Annotated in this window: 15 protein-coding genes; 11 read left to right on the forward strand and 4 right to left on the reverse strand. The window is 49.1% G+C overall.

Annotated elements, in window-relative coordinates:
* The first annotated feature begins 14 nt into the window (after nucleotides 1-14).
* A complete protein-coding gene (gene pgm / locus DYA43_RS03595) occupies nucleotides 15-1,661 on the forward strand; it encodes a phosphoglucomutase (alpha-D-glucose-1,6-bisphosphate-dependent) (RefSeq protein WP_061056236.1) in 1,647 nt (548 codons plus the stop codon).
* Nucleotides 1,662-1,709: 48 nt separating this feature from the next.
* On the opposite strand, the gene DYA43_RS03600 is transcribed toward pgm, so the two are convergent.
* Nucleotides 1,710-2,483 carry a DUF1853 family protein gene (locus DYA43_RS03600; RefSeq protein WP_020331207.1) on the reverse strand — a complete coding sequence of 258 codons (774 nt, stop codon included), beginning with the start codon at nucleotides 2,481-2,483 and terminating at the stop codon, nucleotides 1,710-1,712.
* Nucleotides 2,484-2,571: 88 nt separating this feature from the next.
* Here DYA43_RS03600 and DYA43_RS03605 point away from each other — a divergent pair, with 88 nt between their 5' ends.
* Nucleotides 2,572-3,330, forward strand: coding sequence for a Nif3-like dinuclear metal center hexameric protein (locus DYA43_RS03605; protein ID WP_061056237.1), 759 nt, complete (start codon nucleotides 2,572-2,574; stop codon nucleotides 3,328-3,330).
* Between the two features lie 76 nt (nucleotides 3,331-3,406).
* Here the strand turns inward: DYA43_RS03605 and DYA43_RS03610 are convergent, their stop codons facing one another.
* Complete coding sequence (locus tag DYA43_RS03610; protein WP_020331209.1) at nucleotides 3,407-4,696, reverse strand: citrate synthase; 1,290 nt, start codon at nucleotides 4,694-4,696, stop codon at nucleotides 3,407-3,409.
* Between the two features lie 394 nt (nucleotides 4,697-5,090).
* Between DYA43_RS03610 and sdhC the strand changes: the two genes are divergently transcribed.
* From sdhC to sucD, 8 genes are all read left to right on the forward strand, one after another.
* Nucleotides 5,091-5,483, forward strand: a complete 393-nt coding sequence (gene sdhC, locus DYA43_RS03615) for a succinate dehydrogenase cytochrome b556 subunit (RefSeq protein WP_024373827.1) — start codon at nucleotides 5,091-5,093, stop codon at nucleotides 5,481-5,483.
* Complete coding sequence (gene sdhD / locus DYA43_RS03620; protein ID WP_020331211.1) at nucleotides 5,477-5,821, forward strand: succinate dehydrogenase, hydrophobic membrane anchor protein; 345 nt, start codon at nucleotides 5,477-5,479, stop codon at nucleotides 5,819-5,821. The genes sdhC and sdhD overlap by 7 nt, the downstream gene beginning before the upstream one ends.
* Nucleotides 5,822-7,588: a succinate dehydrogenase flavoprotein subunit gene (sdhA, locus tag DYA43_RS03625; RefSeq protein ID WP_020331212.1), complete on the forward strand. Its 1,767-nt coding sequence runs from the start codon at nucleotides 5,822-5,824 to the stop codon at nucleotides 7,586-7,588.
* A 14-nt stretch (nucleotides 7,589-7,602) separates the two neighbouring features.
* Nucleotides 7,603-8,313, forward strand: coding sequence for a succinate dehydrogenase iron-sulfur subunit (locus DYA43_RS03630; protein ID WP_020430725.1), 711 nt, complete (start codon nucleotides 7,603-7,605; stop codon nucleotides 8,311-8,313).
* A gap of 89 nt (nucleotides 8,314-8,402) precedes the next feature.
* Entirely contained in the window at nucleotides 8,403-11,213 is a 2,811-nt protein-coding gene (gene sucA, locus DYA43_RS03635) for a 2-oxoglutarate dehydrogenase E1 component (protein WP_020331214.1), read from the forward strand.
* A 28-nt stretch (nucleotides 11,214-11,241) separates the two neighbouring features.
* Nucleotides 11,242-12,450 carry a 2-oxoglutarate dehydrogenase complex dihydrolipoyllysine-residue succinyltransferase gene (odhB, locus tag DYA43_RS03640; RefSeq protein WP_020430728.1) on the forward strand — a complete coding sequence of 403 codons (1,209 nt, stop codon included), beginning with the start codon at nucleotides 11,242-11,244 and terminating at the stop codon, nucleotides 12,448-12,450.
* A 167-nt stretch (nucleotides 12,451-12,617) separates the two neighbouring features.
* The gene (gene sucC / locus DYA43_RS03645) at nucleotides 12,618-13,784 is read left to right on the forward strand and encodes an ADP-forming succinate--CoA ligase subunit beta (protein WP_020331216.1); all 1,167 of its coding nucleotides are present in this window, start codon (nucleotides 12,618-12,620) and stop codon (nucleotides 13,782-13,784) included.
* Nucleotides 13,784-14,656 carry a succinate--CoA ligase subunit alpha gene (gene sucD, locus DYA43_RS03650; protein ID WP_020331217.1) on the forward strand — a complete coding sequence of 291 codons (873 nt, stop codon included), beginning with the start codon at nucleotides 13,784-13,786 and terminating at the stop codon, nucleotides 14,654-14,656. The genes sucC and sucD overlap by 1 nt, the downstream gene beginning before the upstream one ends.
* A 73-nt stretch (nucleotides 14,657-14,729) precedes the next feature.
* Here sucD and znuB read toward each other — a convergent pair whose 3' ends face one another.
* Together znuB and znuC are read right to left on the reverse strand one after the other, a co-directional pair.
* Nucleotides 14,730-15,512 (reverse strand): zinc ABC transporter permease subunit ZnuB, encoded by a 783-nt coding sequence (znuB, locus tag DYA43_RS03655; RefSeq protein WP_061057191.1) that lies wholly within the window; start codon nucleotides 15,510-15,512, stop codon nucleotides 14,730-14,732.
* Nucleotides 15,505-16,293, reverse strand: coding sequence for a zinc ABC transporter ATP-binding protein ZnuC (gene znuC / locus DYA43_RS03660; RefSeq protein ID WP_061056238.1), 789 nt, complete (start codon nucleotides 16,291-16,293; stop codon nucleotides 15,505-15,507). The genes znuB and znuC overlap by 8 nt, the downstream gene beginning before the upstream one ends.
* Before the next feature lie 82 nt (nucleotides 16,294-16,375).
* Here znuC and znuA point away from each other — a divergent pair, with 82 nt between their 5' ends.
* Nucleotides 16,376-17,266, forward strand: coding sequence for a zinc ABC transporter substrate-binding protein ZnuA (gene znuA / locus DYA43_RS03665; RefSeq protein ID WP_047458529.1), 891 nt, complete (start codon nucleotides 16,376-16,378; stop codon nucleotides 17,264-17,266).
* The last annotated feature ends 111 nt before the right edge of the window (nucleotides 17,267-17,377 follow it).

Below are 17,377 nucleotides of genomic sequence, written 5' to 3' on the forward strand. Positions count from 1 at the left end.
GAAAGGATGTCTTTATGGCAATGCACCCGCGTGCAGGACAAAAAGCCCAACAGCAAGACCTGCATAATATTCCTGCACTTGTTGCAAACTACTACCTTCTTCAGCCAGACCCAAGCAATCCGAAACATAAAGTAGAGTTCGGTACTTCTGGCCATCGTGGCAGCGCAGACAAAACCACCTTTAACGAAAATCATATTCTGGCCATCGCGCAGGCGGTGGTTGAAGTGCGTGCCGCTCAAGGTACTGCCGGCCCAATCTATGTCGGCAAAGATACTCATGCCCTGTCTGAACCGGCATTCAGCAGCGTGATTGAAGTGTTGGTCGCCAATGGCATCGAAGTGATTGTGCAGCAAGATAATGGTTACACGCCAACGCCGGGTATTTCACATGCGATTCTGACCCACAACCTGAAACATGCTGAAAAAGCCGACGGCATCGTGATCACGCCATCACATAACCCACCGCAAGACGGTGGCATCAAATATAACCCGACGCACGGTGGTCCGGCGGAAGGTGAACTGACTCAGGCGATTGAAAACCGCGCCAACCAACTGATTGCCGAAGGCTTGAGCGGCGTAAAACGTGTGTCGATCACCGACGCTAAAGCCTCACCGCTGTTTAAACAAGTTGATTTGGTGAAGCCTTACATTAACGATCTGGTCAACGTGGTTGATATGGCTGCGATTCAAAAAGCCAATCTGAAGCTGGGCGTGGATCCGCTCGGCGGCAGCGGTATTGATTACTGGCGTCAAATCGGTCAGGCGTACAATCTGAACCTCACTTTAGTGAGTGAAGCGATTGATCCAACCTTCCAGTTTATGTCGCTGGATAAAGACGGTGTGGTGCGTATGGACTGCTCGTCGCCTTACGCGATGGCAGGCCTACTGGCGCTGAAAGATGAATACGATCTGGCATTTGGTAACGACCCGGACTATGACCGTCATGGCATCGTGACACCAAAAGGTCTGATGAACCCAAACCACTTCCTGGCGGTGTGTATCGATTATCTCTACCGTCACCGTGACGGATGGGGTAAAGATGTCGCGGTTGGTAAGACGCTGGTATCAAGCGCGATGATTGATAAAGTGGTGGCCGATCTTGGCCGTGAACTGTGCGAAGTGCCAGTGGGCTTTAAATGGTTTGTTGATGGCCTGTACAGTGGCAAATTCGGTTTTGGTGGTGAGGAAAGCGCCGGAGCATCGTTCCTGCGCAAAGATGGTACGCCTTGGTCAACGGACAAAGACGGCATCATCTTGTGTCTGCTTGCGGCGGAAATCACCGCTGTGACGGGTAAGAACCCACAACAATACTACGATGAACTGGCCGCAAAGCACGGCGAATCGCAGTACAACCGTATTCAGGCTGTCGCGAATGGCCCGCAAAAAGAGGTGCTGAAAAAGCTCTCAGCTGAGATGGTTTCTGCTCAGACTTTGGCAGGTGACCCGATTACCGCGCGTTTGACGCATGCTCCGGGTAACGGCGCTGCAATCGGTGGCCTGAAAGTGACCACGGATTACGGCTGGTTTGCAGCTCGTCCGTCTGGTACTGAAGATATCTACAAGATTTACTGCGAAAGCTTCAAAGGCGAGCAACATCTGAAACAGATCGAAGCGGAAGCGCAGGAAATCGTCAATCAGGTGTTTAAAGACGCCGGACTGTAAGTATTGTTAATGCAAATAACAAAGGCGACCTTGTGGTCGCCTTTTTCTTTACGCGGATTCTATCAACTCATGCTCTGCAAGCGGCCAGCTTCTTGGCACAATAAACCAGAAACGTCCGGATGGCGTTTGGCAGTGCACAAATCCTTCGTCACCACCAAGGTATGGCTCTGAATCATCGCTGCAGCCAGTCAGCCACTGCGCTTTAGTGAGTGCATAGAGTGGTTCGTCAATCTGGTCTTGTTGATCCTGATAGCACCAGTAGCCGTTGATTTGCGAAGAATTGAGTGCAAATCCAAGGCAATCCGATGGTACCGTTTCCGGTTCAAAGGGGTTGATGTAGAGACGTCCCTGCATGAGCAGGTTTTGTTCGGCATGCGCCCACAAAGGGTAGGCATCAATAAAGGCGTCACTGGCAGAAAGAGGCAGTTGGTGCTCAAGCATGTGCGCCAGTTTCAGATCTAAACGGTCTTGCGCGTTGGGCCCATACCACAATCCCTGATGGAGTAGATAGAACTTAACGGCGACTTCCCAGTGTTCGTACTGCTCGGTCTTGCGATTTTTGACAATGAAATCAATCGACCCCAGAGTTCGTCCTTCATCGTTGAGCTGAATCTCTTCCGATACGGCATTGTAGCGTGGAGTAGCAGTAAACAGTTGTTGGCATAAATACTGGTAGAGGAAGCCGAGACGTTGATTGCCCTGATAAGCGGGCCATTCAGCGTGGAGATTTCGAATAAAGGGTGTTTTCCCAACAATGGGAGGAGACGGTTCGAAAAGTGGTGGTGTCGTGGCAACCCATTCCGTCAGCTGTTTTAAGTCCATATTTTTATCATTCCGCCTGCATCGTTTTCGACATTTTGGTCTGAAATTGTTATAACCTCGCCATTACTATTATGCAATGGAACAGAAGATGAATAATTTGCAGCTTGAAGCATTGCTCAATGAAACATTGTCTCCGCAACAGATTAAAGACTACTGTCCGAATGGCCTTCAGGTGGAAGGCCGACGAGAGATTAAAAAAATTGTCACGGGTGTGACGGCTTCTAAAGCACTGATTAACAAAGCAATCGAACTCAAGGCTGACGCATTGTTAGTCCATCACGGTTACTTCTGGAAAGGTGAACATGAAGCCATTCGTGGAATGAAAGGCGACCGCATTCGCCAGCTGATTAAACATGACATCAATTTGCTGGCCTACCATCTTCCGCTCGATATTCATTCTGAACTCGGAAACAACGCTCAACTGGCTAAATTGCTGGGTATTCAGGTGGAAGGTGGCTTAGAAGGTCATCCTCAATCGGTTGCGATGTTTGGTTGCTTTGAACAAGCCATCACAGGCGAAGCCTTAGCACAGCGAATCGCAAATACTCTGCAGCGTCAACCTTTGCATATCGCGCCTGAATTGAAGGACAAGCTGATTAAGAAAGTTGGCTGGTGTACAGGTGGTGGTCAGGATTACATTGAACTTGCTGCTGCGCAGGGGATGGATGCCTTTATCTCGGGTGAAATTTCGGAACGTACGACGTATTCTGCCCGTGAGCTGAACATTCATTACTTCTCGGCAGGTCACCATGCGACAGAACGTTATGGTGTGAAAGCGCTGGGGGAGTGGTTGGCCGCAGAGCACGGGTTTGACGTCGAGTTTATCGATATCGATAACCCGGTGTAATTCAAATAAAAACAGAATAAAAAAAGAGCGAGGTTTCCCCTCGCTCTTTTTCGTTATACACAAAACATCTGGGCTGTTATTCGCGCTCGTAAAGTGGCACGAAATCACGCATCTTCTCACCAGTGTAAAGCTGACGAGGACGACCGATACGGTTGCTTGGATCACTGTGCATTTCATTCCAGTGAGCAATCCAACCGATAGTACGAGACATCGCGAAGATAACGGTGAACATAGAGACCGGAATACCGATCGCTTTCAGGATGATGCCTGAGTAGAAGTCTACGTTCGGGTACAGTTTCTTCTCGATGAAGTAGTCGTCAGACAGAGCGATGCGTTCCAGTTCCATTGCAACGTCCAGCAGTGGATCCTGAATGCTCAGTTCTTTCAATACTTCATGACACGCTTCACGCATCACGGTTGCACGTGGGTCGTAGTTTTTGTAAACGCGGTGACCAAAGCCCATCAGGCGGAATGGATCATCTTTATCTTTAGCACGCTCAACGAACTCTGGAATCTTATCGACACTGCCGATTTCTTCCAGCATGCGTAGACATGCTTCGTTTGCACCACCGTGCGCCGGGCCCCACAGAGAAGCGATACCAGCAGCGATACATGCGAACGGGTTAGCACCAGACGAACCTGCCAGACGTACTGTTGACGTTGACGCATTCTGTTCGTGGTCTGCGTGCAGAGTGAAAATCTTATCCATCGCACGAGCAACCACAGGGTTTACTTCGTATTCTTCACATGGTGTTGCAAACATCATGTGCAGGAAGTTTTCTGCGTAGCTCAGATCGTTGCGAGGGTAAATAAACGGTTGACCAACCGAGTATTTGTAACACATTGCTGCCAGTGTTGGCATTTTTGATAGCAGACGATACGCCGCGATTTCGCGGTGAGTGTCGTTATTAATGTCGAGTGAATCGTGGTAGAAGGCCGCGAGAGCACCTACTACACCACACATTACAGCCATTGGGTGAGCATCACGACGGAAACCGTGGAAGAAGCTCGCGATTTGCTCATGAACCATAGTGTGACGAGTTACAGTCTTTTTAAACTCTTCATACTGTTTGCGATTAGGGGCTTCACCGTAAAGTAGGATGTAACACACTTCCAAGTAATCGGCGTTATTGGCTAATTGATCGATTGGGAAACCGCGGTGTAGCAGAACACCTTTGGCGCCGTCGATGTAAGTGATTTGAGATTCACAAGATGCAGTGGCAAGAAAACCAGGGTCAAAAGTAAAGTATCCGTTTGAGCCTAATTTACGAACGTCGATTACTTGAGGGCCAATAGTCCCGTCCATAATCGGCAGTTCGATTGGCGCTTTGCCTTCGATATGAAGGGTCGCTTTCTTATCTGCCATAACAATCTCCTTTGTTTATTATTTAATCCGTCCAGGATGTTTGTGTGCCATTCTTGTACGTCCGATCTTAATCAAAGTCAATTTTTCTCCTCTGATGTGTGCACTTACTTTGATTTTTTATACATATAAAGTTAAAAATCTGTTCTGTGTAGCAAAAATTGTTACATCAATTGTTGTAGAATGTTGCCAGCCGTATATTGGCGTAGCAAATTTTGGTGAAAACCTTATAAATTCAAGGCTGGAAATAAAAGTGAGGTGATGTTTCCATTCTTGTTGTTAACAATTATTTTACAATTTTGTTCCAGTAATCGCAGGGAATTTGTTGAATAAATGTTAACTTTTGTAGGTTTGCGGCCAAATTTCATCCATAACTATAAATGCTCAATGGAGCTGAGTGAGCAAGCCCGTGAAAGAAAGAAAGTCAAGACCTGTTAATTTAGATCTGCAGACCATTAGCTTTCCGATCACAGCAATCGCTTCTATCCTTCACCGCGTGGCGGGGGTTATTACGTTTGTAGCGGTCGGTATTTTGCTTTGGTTACTATCCATCTCATTATCCTCTCCAGTAGGTTTCATGGAAGCGAGTGACATCGTCAATGGCTTCTTCGTGAAATTTATCCTGTGGGGCATTCTGACCGCGCTGTCATACCACATTGCTGGTGGTATTCGTCATTTACTTATGGACCTTGGCCACTTTGAGGAGCTGGACACGGGTGCAATGAGTGCAAAAGTTGCTTTCGGTGCAACAGCGGTTCTATCTCTATTGGCGGGGGTTTTGGTATGGTAAAGAACGTTTCCTCATTTGGTCGTAATGGGGTTCATGATTTCCTATTAATTCGCGCCAGTGCGATCATCATGACTCTTTACACCATCTATATTGTAAGTTTCTGTGCATTCACTGATATCTCTTACGTTTCATGGACTCAATTCTTTGGTGGAACGTTTACCAAAGTCTTCACAATGCTGGCGTTAGTGTGCGTACTGATCCACGGCTGGATCGGCCTGTGGCAAGTACTGACTGACTACGTTAAGTGTTCAAAACTGCGTGGCGGGCTGCAGCTTGTCGTGGTTGCAGTGCTGTTCGGATACTTCTTCTCTGGCCTATTTGTATTGTGGGGTGCGTAAGTGACTATTCCAGTTCGTGAATTTGACGCCGTAGTAATCGGTGCTGGTGGTGCAGGCATGCGTGCTGCACTGCAAATCTCTGAGCAAGGCCTGTCTTGTGCTCTGCTTTCTAAAGTTTTTCCTACTCGTTCGCACACCGTGTCAGCGCAGGGCGGCATCACCGTTGCTCTGGGTAACTCTCATAAAGATGACTGGCAATGGCACATGTACGATACCGTAAAAGGTTCAGACTACATCGGTGACCAAAACGCGATTGAATACATGTGTAAGAATGGCCCTGAGTCTGTTATCGAACTGGAGAAAATGGGTCTGCCATTCTCTCGCTTCGATAACGGTACTATTTACCAACGCCCATTTGGTGGTCAGTCTAAAGAGTTTGGTGGTGAGCAGGCTGCACGTACTGCGGCAGCCGCTGACCGTACCGGTCACGCTCTGCTGCATACGCTTTACCAACAGAACGTAAAACACAAAACCACGATCTTCTCTGAATGGTACGCACTGGATTTGGTGAAGAACCAAGACGGCGCGATTCTGGGTTGTACCGCGCTTTGCATGGAAACTGGCGAAATCTGCTACTTCAAAGCAAAAGCAACTGTACTGGCAACAGGCGGTGCAGGCCGTATCTATGCCTCAACTACTAACGCGCATATCAACACCGGTGACGGTGTTGGTATGGCGCTGCGTGCAGGCGTTCCGATGCAAGATATGGAAATGTGGCAGTTCCACCCAACGGGTATCGCAGGTGCAGGTGTTCTGGTAACAGAAGGCTGTCGTGGCGAAGGTGGTTACCTACTAAATAAAGACGGCGAGCGTTTCATGGAACGTTACGCGCCAAACGCGAAAGACCTGGCGGGTCGTGACGTGGTTGCGCGTTCAATGATGATTGAAATTCGTGAAGGCCGTGGCTGTGATGGCCCATGGGGTCCACACATCAAACTGAAACTGGATCACCTGGGCAAAGACGTTCTTGAATCACGTCTGCCTGGTATCTGTGAACTGTCTCGTACGTTTGCACACGTTGACCCAGTGAAAGAACCTATCCCTGTAATTCCAACCTGTCACTACATGATGGGCGGTGTTCCGACTCAGGTTTCTGGTCAGGCAATTAAGCAACTGGCTGACGGCAGTGAAGCAGACGTTCAAGGTCTGTTCGCTTGTGGTGAAATTGCATCAGTATCTGTACACGGTGCTAACCGTCTGGGCGGTAACTCGCTGCTAGACTTGGTGGTATTTGGTCGTGCAACAGGTCTGCATCTGGGTGAAACTCTGGCTGCACAAGCAGAGGCTCGTCCTGCAACGGCATCTGACATCGAAGCGTCTCTGGCTCGTACCATGCGCTGGGAAAACAGTAAAGGCGGCGAAGATCCGGTTCAAATCCGTAAAGACCTACAACGCTGTATGCAAAACAGCTTCTCGGTATTCCGTGAAGGTGACGCAATGGCAACTGGTCTGGAAGAACTGCGAGTGATTCGTGAGCGTCTGAAAGATGCACATCTGGCTGACAAGTCTCAGGAATTCAACACGCAACGTGTGGAATGTCTGGAACTGGACAACCTGATGGAAACTGCATTCTCTACTGCTGTGGCGGCGAACTACCGTACAGAAAGCCGTGGCGCGCATGCTCGTTTCGACTTCCCTGAACGTGACGATGCAAACTGGCTGTGCCACTCAATCTACAACCCGGAAACTGAGCAGATGAGCAAGCGTGACGTTAACATGTCACCGGTTCACCGCGAAGCATTCCCACCAAAAGTACGTACGTACTAAGGGAGGACTGAACGATGAAATTGAATTTCTCTCTGTACCGCTACAATCCGGATGTAGATAAAAAGCCTTACATGAAAGACTATGTGCTTGAAGTGGAAGAAGGCTCAGATATGATGGTCCTTGACGCTCTGATTCTTCTGAAAGAGCAGGATCCTACCATCGCGTTCCGCCGCTCATGCCGTGAAGGTGTGTGTGGTTCGGATGGCTTGAACATGAACGGTAAAAATGGCCTGGCGTGTATCACTCCGTTGTCTGCTCTGAAAGGCGGCAAAATTGTGATTCGTCCTCTGCCTGGTCTGCCTGTAGTTCGTGACCTGATCGTCGACATGACTCAGTTCTACGACAACTACGCCAAAGTAAAACCGTTCCTGATCGCCGATGATGCATTGCCACCATCACGCGAGAATCTGCAGTCTCCTGAAGAACGAGCGCATCTGGATGGCTTGTACGAATGTATCATGTGTGCATGTTGTACAACGTCTTGTCCATCGTTCTGGTGGAACCCAGACAAATTTATCGGTCCTGCAGGTCTGCTTGCGGCTTACCGTTGGCTAATTGATAGCCGCGATACCGCAACAGATGAGCGCTTATCAAATCTTGATGACGCATTTAGCGTTTTTCGTTGCCATGGCATCATGAATTGTGTAAGTGTTTGTCCTAAAGGATTAAACCCTACGAAAGCTATCGGTCACATCAAGTCGATGCTGGTTAATCGCTCGGTTTAATAGATAAAAAATTGCAGGCCTTCGGGCCTGCCTTTAATAGCTCGGCGTAGACCGAAGCAAACGTGAAAACTACTGGTTAAGGGAAAATAATGCACAACGGCGTGATGAAGGCATGGCTCGAGTCTTCACACTTGGCTGGCGCCAATGCAACTTATGTAGAAGATCTCTACGAACTGTATCTAAGTGATCCCGATCTGGTAAGTGAGGAGTGGAAACGTGTTTTTGAAGGGCTGCCTGCGCAACCCGACAATGTGGTTGAACAACCGCACTCACGTGTCCGTGACTACTTCCGACGACTCGCTCAAGAGACAAAGCATTACAATGTCCAAGTTAGTGATCCTGAAGTCGATGCAAAACAAGTAAAAGTACTGCAGCTTATCAACGCGTACCGCTTCCGCGGTCACGAAGCTGCGCAATTGGACCCTCTAGGTTTGTGGAAACGCCCGACCGTGGCGGAATTGGACCCTTCATTCCACAATCTCACCGAAGATGACATGGAAGAGACTTTCAACGTAGGTTCGTTTGCTATTGGCAAAGAAACCATGAAGTTGAAAGACATCTATCAATCCCTCAATAAAATCTATTGCGGATCGATCGGTGCAGAGTACATGCACATGACTGACACTGAGCAAAAACGTTGGATTCAACAACGTCTGGAGCCAGTAGTAGGCCAGCCATCCTTTACCCTAGATGAAAAACGCACTTTCCTCGAAGAACTGACTGCTGCAGAAGGTCTTGAGCGCTACCTTGGCGCGAAATTCCCAGGCGCAAAACGCTTCTCTCTGGAAGGTGGCGACGCCATGGTTCCAATGACCAAAGAGCTGATTCGTCATGCTGGTAAAACGGGCATGCGTGAAGTCGTAATCGGTATGGCTCACCGCGGTCGTCTGAACATGTTGGTTAACGTTCTCGGTAAGAAACCACAAGACCTGTTTGACGAATTTGCCGGCAAGCACGACGAAACGTGGGGTACGGGTGACGTTAAATATCACCAAGGCTTCTCAGCTGATTTCGCAACTCCCGGTGGTGATGTGCATTTAGCACTGGCATTCAACCCATCTCACCTGGAAATCGTTAACCCGGTAGTTATGGGCTCGGTACGTGCTCGTCAGGATCGCCTGGGCGATGATGACGGTAGCAAAGTACTGCCTATCACTATTCACGGTGACTCGGCTGTGGCAGGTCAGGGTGTGGTTGCTGAGACATTCAACATGTCTCTGGCTCGTGGATACTGCGTTGGTGGTACGGTGCGTATCGTAGTCAACAACCAAGTTGGCTTTACGACATCTAACCCACGTGATACACGTTCAACCATGTACTGTACTGACATTGCGAAAATGGTTCAGGCTCCGATTTTCCACGTTAATTCCGATGATCCGGAAGCTGTAGCTTTCGTTACTCGTCTGGCGTTGGATTACCGCAACGAATTTAAACGCGATGTTGTGATTGACCTGGTTTGTTACCGCCGTCATGGTCACAACGAAGCGGATGAGCCAAACGCAACTCAGCCTCTGATGTATCAGAAAATTAAAAAGCATCCAACCCCTCGTAAGTTGTATGCAGATGTTCTGATTGATCGTCAAGAAAGCGATATCGAAACCGCCACTCAGTTGGTGAACGAATATCGTGACGCACTGGATCGCGGCGAAGTCGTGGTGAAAGAGTGGCGTCCTATGGCGATGCATTCTGTTGACTGGTCACCTTACCTTGGCCATGACTGGAATGAAGACTGGCAGAGCCAATACCCAATTGAGCGCCTGAAAGAATTGGGCCAACGTCTGTGCCAGTACCCTGAAAGTCACAAGCTACAAAGCCGCGTAGAGAAAATCTACAACGATCGCGTTGCGATGGTATCTGGCGAGAAGCTCCTTGACTGGGGTATGGCGGAAACGTTGGCGTATGCGACGCTGGTTGATGACAGCAAGCGCATTCGTATTTCAGGTCAGGATTCTGGCCGTGGTACGTTCTTCCACCGTCATTCAGTACTGCATAATCAGAGTGATGCGAGCACTTATGTCCCTCTGAGCAACATTCATGACAATCAGGGTCCATTTGAAGTGATCGACTCTGTACTGTCTGAAGAAGCAGTACTGGCATTTGAATACGGCTACGCGACTGCGGAGCCAGGTGGTCTGACAATTTGGGAAGCTCAGTTTGGCGATTTTGCCAACGGCGCTCAGGTTGTTATTGACCAGTTCATCTCTTCTGGTGAGCAAAAATGGGCACGTCTGTGTGGCCTGACGATGCTGTTACCTCATGGTTACGAAGGTCAAGGTCCAGAGCACTCATCGGCACGTCTTGAGCGTTACCTGCAACTTTGCGCAGAGCAAAACATGCAAGTTATCGTTCCATCGACGCCAGCGCAGGTTTACCACATGCTGCGTCGTCAGGTTGTGCGTAAGATGCGTCGCCCACTGATCGTGATGTCGCCAAAATCACTGCTTCGTCATCCTCTGTGTGTTTCAACGCTTGAAGATCTGGCTGAAGGTACCTTCCTGCCAGCGATTCCAGAAGTGGATAACCTAGACCCGGCGAAAGTGAAACGTGTTGTATTCTGTTCAGGTAAGGTTTACTACGACCTGCTGGAACAACGCCGCAGCAACGAGCAAGACGATGTCGCGATTGTCCGTGTTGAACAGTTGTACCCATTCCCAATGGATGAAGTACAGGCTGCGATTGCACAATACACGAATGCTGTTGATTACGTTTGGTGTCAGGAAGAGCCTCAAAACCAAGGCGCCTGGTACTGTAGCCAACATAATTTCCGTGCCGCTATCCCAGCGGGTGCAGAACTGAAATATGCGGGCCGCCCGGCTTCTGCTTCACCAGCAGTCGGTTATATGTCGGTACACTTGAAACAACAGAAAGCGTTGGTTGAAGACGCTCTGACCCTAGCTTAAGAACTAGAACTAAAAGGAAGACACAGATATGACAGTTGAAATTCTGGTTCCAGATTTACCTGAATCAGTAGCAGACGCAACCGTAGCGACATGGCATAAACAACCAGGTGACGTTGTTGCACGTGACGAAGTAATCGTTGAAATCGAAACCGACAAAGTAGTTCTGGAAGTTCCAGCACCGGAAGCGGGTGTACTGGAAGCGATTCTGGAAGAAGAAGGCGCGACCGTACTGTCTAAACAGCTACTGGCTCGCCTGAAACCTGGTGCGGTAGCTGGTGAACCAACGACTGACACGACAAGCGCAACCGAATCTTCTCCAGACAAACGCCACAAAGCGACATTGACTGAAGAAACCAGCGATGCACTAAGCCCAGCGGTTCGCCGTCTGCTGGCTGAGCACAATCTGGAAGCGGGTCAAGTGAAGGGCACGGGTGTTGGTGGTCGCATTACTCGTGAAGACATCGAAGCTTACCTGGCTGCTGATAAATCAGCGCCAGCGGCAGCACAAGAAGTTGCAGCGCCAGCTCCTGTAGCTGCTCGCAGCGAAAAACGTGTACCGATGACTCGTCTGCGTAAACGTGTTGCTGAACGTCTGTTGGAAGCGAAGAACAGCACGGCAATGCTGACGACATTCAACGAAGTGAACATGAAGCCAATCATGGATCTGCGTAAGCAGTACCAGGATGTGTTTGAGAAAAAACACGGTATCCGCCTTGGTTTCATGTCTTTCTACGTGAAAGCGGTCACCGAAGCGCTGAAACGTTACCCTGAAGTCAACGCGTCTATCGACGGCAGCGACATCGTCTACCACAACTTCTTTGATATCAGCATCGCGGTATCAACGCCACGTGGTCTGGTCACGCCGGTACTGAAAGATTCCGATACGCTGGGTATGGCTCAGATTGAAAAAGGTATCAAGGATCTGGCGATCAAAGGTCGCGACGGTAAACTGACGGTTGAAGAACTGACTGGTGGTAACTTCACTATCACTAACGGTGGTGTGTTTGGCTCACTGATGTCAACGCCAATCATCAACCCACCTCAAGCAGCTATTCTTGGTATGCACAAGATCCAGGATCGCGCGATGGTTGTTGACGGTAAGATTGAAATTCTGCCGATGATGTACCTAGCACTGTCTTACGACCACCGCCTGATTGACGGCCGTGAGTCTGTAGGCTTCCTGGTGACAGTGAAAGAGCTGCTGGAAGATCCAACACGTCTGCTGTTAGACGTGTAATGCTGAGGCGCTTCGTGAACTAAGCGTTGAGGCTAAAGGGCCGGATTCGCTCAACATCCGGCCCGGTTTAGGCCAATTGGCTGCTCGCTCAAGAGTAACCCTACATACGTAAAGCTCAGCCATTCAATGGGCTCTATGGAATAAAAATATACAAACGGAATAAAACAATGAATTTGCATGAATACCAAGCCAAACAGCTGTTTGCAGAATTCGGTTTGCCTGTACCAGAAGGCTACGCATGTGATACTCCACAAGAAGCTTTCGAAGCTGCTGGCCGCATCAGCACTGCTAAGAAAGTTGTAAAGTGTCAGGTTCACGCTGGTGGCCGCGGTAAAGCGGGCGGCGTAGAACTGCACGACACCAAAGAAGGTGTTAAAGAGTTTGCTCAAAAATGGCTGGGTAAAAACCTGGTTACATACCAAACAGATGCTAACGGTCAACCTGTAGCAAAAATTCTGGTTGAAGAAGCATCAAACATCGCGAACGAACTGTACCTAGGTGCGGTTGTAGACCGTGCAACTCGCCGTATCGTTTTCATGGCATCAACTGAAGGTGGTGTGGAAATCGAGAAAGTGGCAGAAGAGACGCCAGAACTGATTCACAAAGCAGCGATCGATCCACTGGTAGGGCCTCAGGCATACCAAGGCCGTGAACTGGCTTTCAAACTGGGCCTTGAAGGCGACCAGATCAAACAGTTCGTGAAAATCTTCATGGGTCTGGGCCAAATGTTTGCTCAATACGACTTGGCACTGTTGGAAATCAACCCACTGGTGATCACCGCAGAAGGCAACCTACTGTGTCTGGATGGTAAGATTAACATCGACTCAAACGCGATGTACCGTCAGCCAAAACTGCGTGAAATGCACGATCCTTCACAAGAAGATGCTCGTGAAGCGCACGCGGCTCAGTGGGAACTGAACTACGTAGCACTCGATGGCAACGTTGGTTGTATGGTCAACGGTGCTGGTCTGGCAATGGGTACCATGGACATTGTTAACCTGCACGGCGGCAAACCTGCAAACTTCCTGGATGTAGGCGGCGGCGCAACGAAAGAGCGCGTTGCAGAAGCATTCAAGATCATCCTGTCTGATGACAACGTGAAAGCGGTATTGGTTAACATCTTCGGCGGTATTGTACGTTGTGACATGATCGCAGAAGGTATCATCGGCGCAGTAAAAGAAGTCGGTGTAACTGTACCAGTTGTTGTTCGTCTTGAAGGTACTAACGCTGACTTGGGTCGCGATGTACTGGCTAAGTCAGGTCTGGATATCATTGCAGCTGAGTCGCTAACTGACGCAGCTCAGAAAGTTGTTGCTGCTGCGGAGGGCAAATAATGTCTGTACTAATTAACAAAGACACCAAAGTAATCTGTCAAGGTTTCACCGGTGGTCAAGGCACATTCCACTCTGAGCAAGCGATCGCTTACGGCACGCAAATGGTTGGTGGCGTTTCTCCTGGTAAAGGTGGTCAAACTCACCTGGGCCTACCAGTATTCAATACCGTACGTGAAGCGGTAGAAGCGACTGGCGCGACAGCAACGGTAATCTACGTTCCGGCACCATTCTGTAAAGATGCGATTCTGGAAGCGATCGATGCAGGTATTCAACTGATCGTCACAATCACTGAAGGTATTCCTACGACTGATATGATCGATGTGAAAGTGAAGCTGGAAGAAACCGGCGTTCGCATGATCGGTCCTAACTGTCCGGGTGTGATTACGCCTGATGAATGTAAGATCGGTATCATGCCTGGTCACATTCACAAGAAAGGTAAAGTCGGTATCGTTTCTCGCTCTGGTACTCTGACGTACGAAGCGGTGAAACAGACCACTGACGAAGGCTTTGGCCAGTCAACATGTGTTGGTATCGGTGGCGACCCAATCCCAGGTTCAAACTTCATCGATATCCTGAAACTGTTCCAGGAAGACCCAGAAACTGAAGCAATCGTTATGATTGGCGAAATCGGTGGTACTGCGGAAGAAGAAGCGGCGGCATTCATCAAAGCGAACGTAACTAAACCAGTGGTTTCTTACATCGCAGGTGTAACTGCTCCTCCAGGTAAACGCATGGGCCACGCTGGCGCAATCATTTCTGGCGGTAAAGGTACAGCAGATGAGAAATTTGCTGCGCTGGAATCAGCTGGCGTGAAAACTGTAAAAAGTCTGGCAGACATCGGCAAAGCACTGCGTGAAGTGACGGGCTGGTAAGTAAGACTGCTTGATAGAAAAACCCGGGCTTAACCCGGGTTTTTTATTGTCTGCGAATCAGCAGAAATGACGGTTAAGTGCGTTTAAAGAAGTGACTGAGCATAAACATCGCTGTAGCGCTGACGACAACCGAAGGCCCGGCCGGAGTGTCGAATTGCCAAGACAGCGTCAGGCCTGACAGCACACAGAAAATACCGATGCTGGAAGCAAACAGCGCCATTTGTTCTGGCGTCCTGGCTAAACGGCGAGCGGTTGCTGCCGGGATAATCATCAGCGAAGTCATGATCAGTGCTCCGACAAATTTCATGCCTACGGCAATCACCAAACCGATCAGCAGCATCAAAATCAGACGCATTAAATCCGTATTGATGCCTTCCACTTGTGCCAACTCTTCGTTAACACTGGTCGAAAGTAAAGGGCGCCAAAAAAGATAGACGGCGATACCGACAGCGATAACCCCACTCCAGATAAAGATTAAATCGCTAGGGCTCACCGCCAGTAAGTCACCAAACAAGTAGCTCATCAGGTCGATACGGACATTGTCGAGAAAACTCACCGCAATCAGGCCGAGAGATAACGAACTGTGGGCCAGAATACCCAGCAGAGTGTCGGTTGCCACCAGTTGTTGGCGCTGCATTGTGACCAGAATGACAGCCAAGCCCAAACAGCAGACCAGCATTGCCAGATAAAGGTTAATGTCGAGCAGAAAGCCCAATGCCAATCCTAAAAGAGAAGCGTGAGCTAGCGTGTCGCCAAAATAGGCCATACGACGCCAGACGACAAACGAACCCAGTGGCCCTGCAATTAAGGCAATACCGATGCCAGCCAGCACCGAAGGAAGCAAAAACTCAATCATGTTGATGGTGACCATGTGAATGATGGGAACATTGTTGCGCGTCACCTTTGACTGGTTGACCCGCAAGATCATGATGATGGTGATCGTGATGATGATGATAAAACGCCAGCGTCTCTCGACTACGATGACCAAACAGGGCGATGTAACTTGGGTGCTGCGTAATATCGGCGGGCGCGCCTGAACAGCAAATATGGTGATGCAGACAGATAACATCGTCTGTTTTTGCCATCACCAGGTGCAAATCGTGCGACACCATGAAGACCGCGCAACCAAAACGCAGACGAATGGTGTTGATTAAATCGTACAGGTCGATTTGACCCTGCACATCCACGCCTTGCGCGGGTTCGTCGAGCACCAGCAGATCAGGGCGTTGTAACAGTGCGCGCGCAATAAGAATGCGTTGGTTTTCACCACCCGATAACTTGTGCATGTCGAAGTTGAGCAGATGTTCAGCACCAACCAGACGCAGGGCATCGTTAAGTTCCTGCTTGCTGTATTTGCCGGCAAGCTGCAAAAAACGTTTTACCGTCAGCGGTAAAGTATCGTTAAGCTTGAGCTTCTGCGGCACGTAACCAATTTTGAGATTTTTCGCACGGGTAATCGTGCCGGAATCCTGACTATGCAGACCCAGTAATACACGAACCAGCGTAGACTTACCCGCTCCATTGGGGCCAATCAGCGTTGTTATCTTGCCTCGATCAATCGACAAGCTGACATTATCCAGAACTCTGCGTTGATCAAACTCAACACAGATATCTTGCAATTCAATAAGCGGTGACATGAAAGGAACTCATTTGCATTTTAGTAATGTTATAATGTAACATTTCGGAACGATGAACGCTACAGCTTGAGAAAACTCCATCATGCTAACCAGATTTGCTTTACTAACTGTACTTGTCACCGCGTCATGCTCGGCCTGGGCAAGTGATATTCTCACGAGCATAAAACCAATTCAGATGATTACCCATGAGTTAACGGCAGAAGTGTCTGAGCCTGATGTGTTGTTGTCTGCGAATGCTTCGCCGCATGATTATGCGCTTCGCCCATCAGATGTAAAGCGTATTCATCAGGCTTCGCTGGTTATCTGGTTTGGCCCGGACTTAGAGCCTTTTCTGGAAAAAGTGTTGAGTAGTCATCCAAACGTGCTGACCTTAAGCAGTATTCCGGATCTCAATCTGCGCGCCTACAGTGCAGAAGAACTCGAACATGGGCACGATGATGGCCACCATCATCATGGCACACATGATCCGCACTTCTGGCTGGGGATTGAACAAGCTAAACAGGTGGCGGCCGCGATCGCGCAGCGTCTGAGTGAAACGGATCCAGAACATGCCAAGCAATATGCGAGCAACTTAGAGCGCTTTCTTCAGCAAGCAGATGAAACCGACAGCGCGATACGTACTCAACTTGCTGACGTTAAGTCGGTGCCGTACTACGTATTTCACGATGCGTATGACTATTTCGAGCAACGTTATGGCCTGAATAATTTGGGCCACTTTACCGTTAGCCCGGATCGCAAACCGGGTGCTAAAACACTGATAGCGATCCGCAAATCTCTGGCTGAGAATCAGGCAAAATGTGTCTTCTCTGAACCTCAGTTTCAACCTGCTGTGATTGAAACGGTTGTGCGAGGCAGTCACGCGCACATCGGTGTGCTGGATCCGCTCGGCACTCAAGTTCCGGTGAAAGCCGGAAGCTATTTTGCGTTCCTGCACCAACTGAGTGACAGTTACGCTCAATGCTTGTCACAGTAGAGGATAGAAGAAAGGTTTTTTTGTGATCTGTTCCTGTGATCCAAGCTAGAAAAACCAAGATTTAATGAATACGAAAGTACACATGCGGCGCTGAAAGGCTAGAATACGCTA

The organism is Vibrio fluvialis (genome assembly GCF_900460245.1).
Taxonomy (GTDB): Bacteria; Pseudomonadota; Gammaproteobacteria; order Enterobacterales; family Vibrionaceae; genus Vibrio; species Vibrio fluvialis.

Excerpts from the sequence above, each read along its gene's own strand:
- sucC (WP_020331216.1), top strand. The coding sequence starts at position 12,618 with ATGAATTTGCATGAATACCAAGCCAAACAGCTGTTTGCAGAATTCGGT.
- DYA43_RS03605 (WP_061056237.1), top strand. The coding sequence starts at position 2,572 with ATGAATAATTTGCAGCTTGAAGCATTGCTCAATGAAACATTGTCTCCG.
- znuC (WP_061056238.1), bottom strand. The coding sequence starts at position 16,293 with ATGTCACCGCTTATTGAATTGCAAGATATCTGTGTTGAGTTTGATCAA.
- znuA (WP_047458529.1), top strand. The coding sequence starts at position 16,376 with ATGCTAACCAGATTTGCTTTACTAACTGTACTTGTCACCGCGTCATGC.
- pgm (WP_061056236.1), top strand. The coding sequence starts at position 15 with ATGGCAATGCACCCGCGTGCAGGACAAAAAGCCCAACAGCAAGACCTG.
- znuB (WP_061057191.1), bottom strand. The coding sequence starts at position 15,512 with ATGATTGAGTTTTTGCTTCCTTCGGTGCTGGCTGGCATCGGTATTGCC.
- DYA43_RS03610 (WP_020331209.1), bottom strand. The coding sequence starts at position 4,696 with ATGGCAGATAAGAAAGCGACCCTTCATATCGAAGGCAAAGCGCCAATC.
- sdhD (WP_020331211.1), top strand. The coding sequence starts at position 5,477 with ATGGTAAAGAACGTTTCCTCATTTGGTCGTAATGGGGTTCATGATTTC.
- DYA43_RS03600 (WP_020331207.1), bottom strand. The coding sequence starts at position 2,483 with ATGGACTTAAAACAGCTGACGGAATGGGTTGCCACGACACCACCACTT.
- sucD (WP_020331217.1), top strand. The coding sequence starts at position 13,784 with ATGTCTGTACTAATTAACAAAGACACCAAAGTAATCTGTCAAGGTTTC.
- odhB (WP_020430728.1), top strand. The coding sequence starts at position 11,242 with ATGACAGTTGAAATTCTGGTTCCAGATTTACCTGAATCAGTAGCAGAC.
- sucA (WP_020331214.1), top strand. The coding sequence starts at position 8,403 with ATGCACAACGGCGTGATGAAGGCATGGCTCGAGTCTTCACACTTGGCT.
- DYA43_RS03630 (WP_020430725.1), top strand. The coding sequence starts at position 7,603 with ATGAAATTGAATTTCTCTCTGTACCGCTACAATCCGGATGTAGATAAA.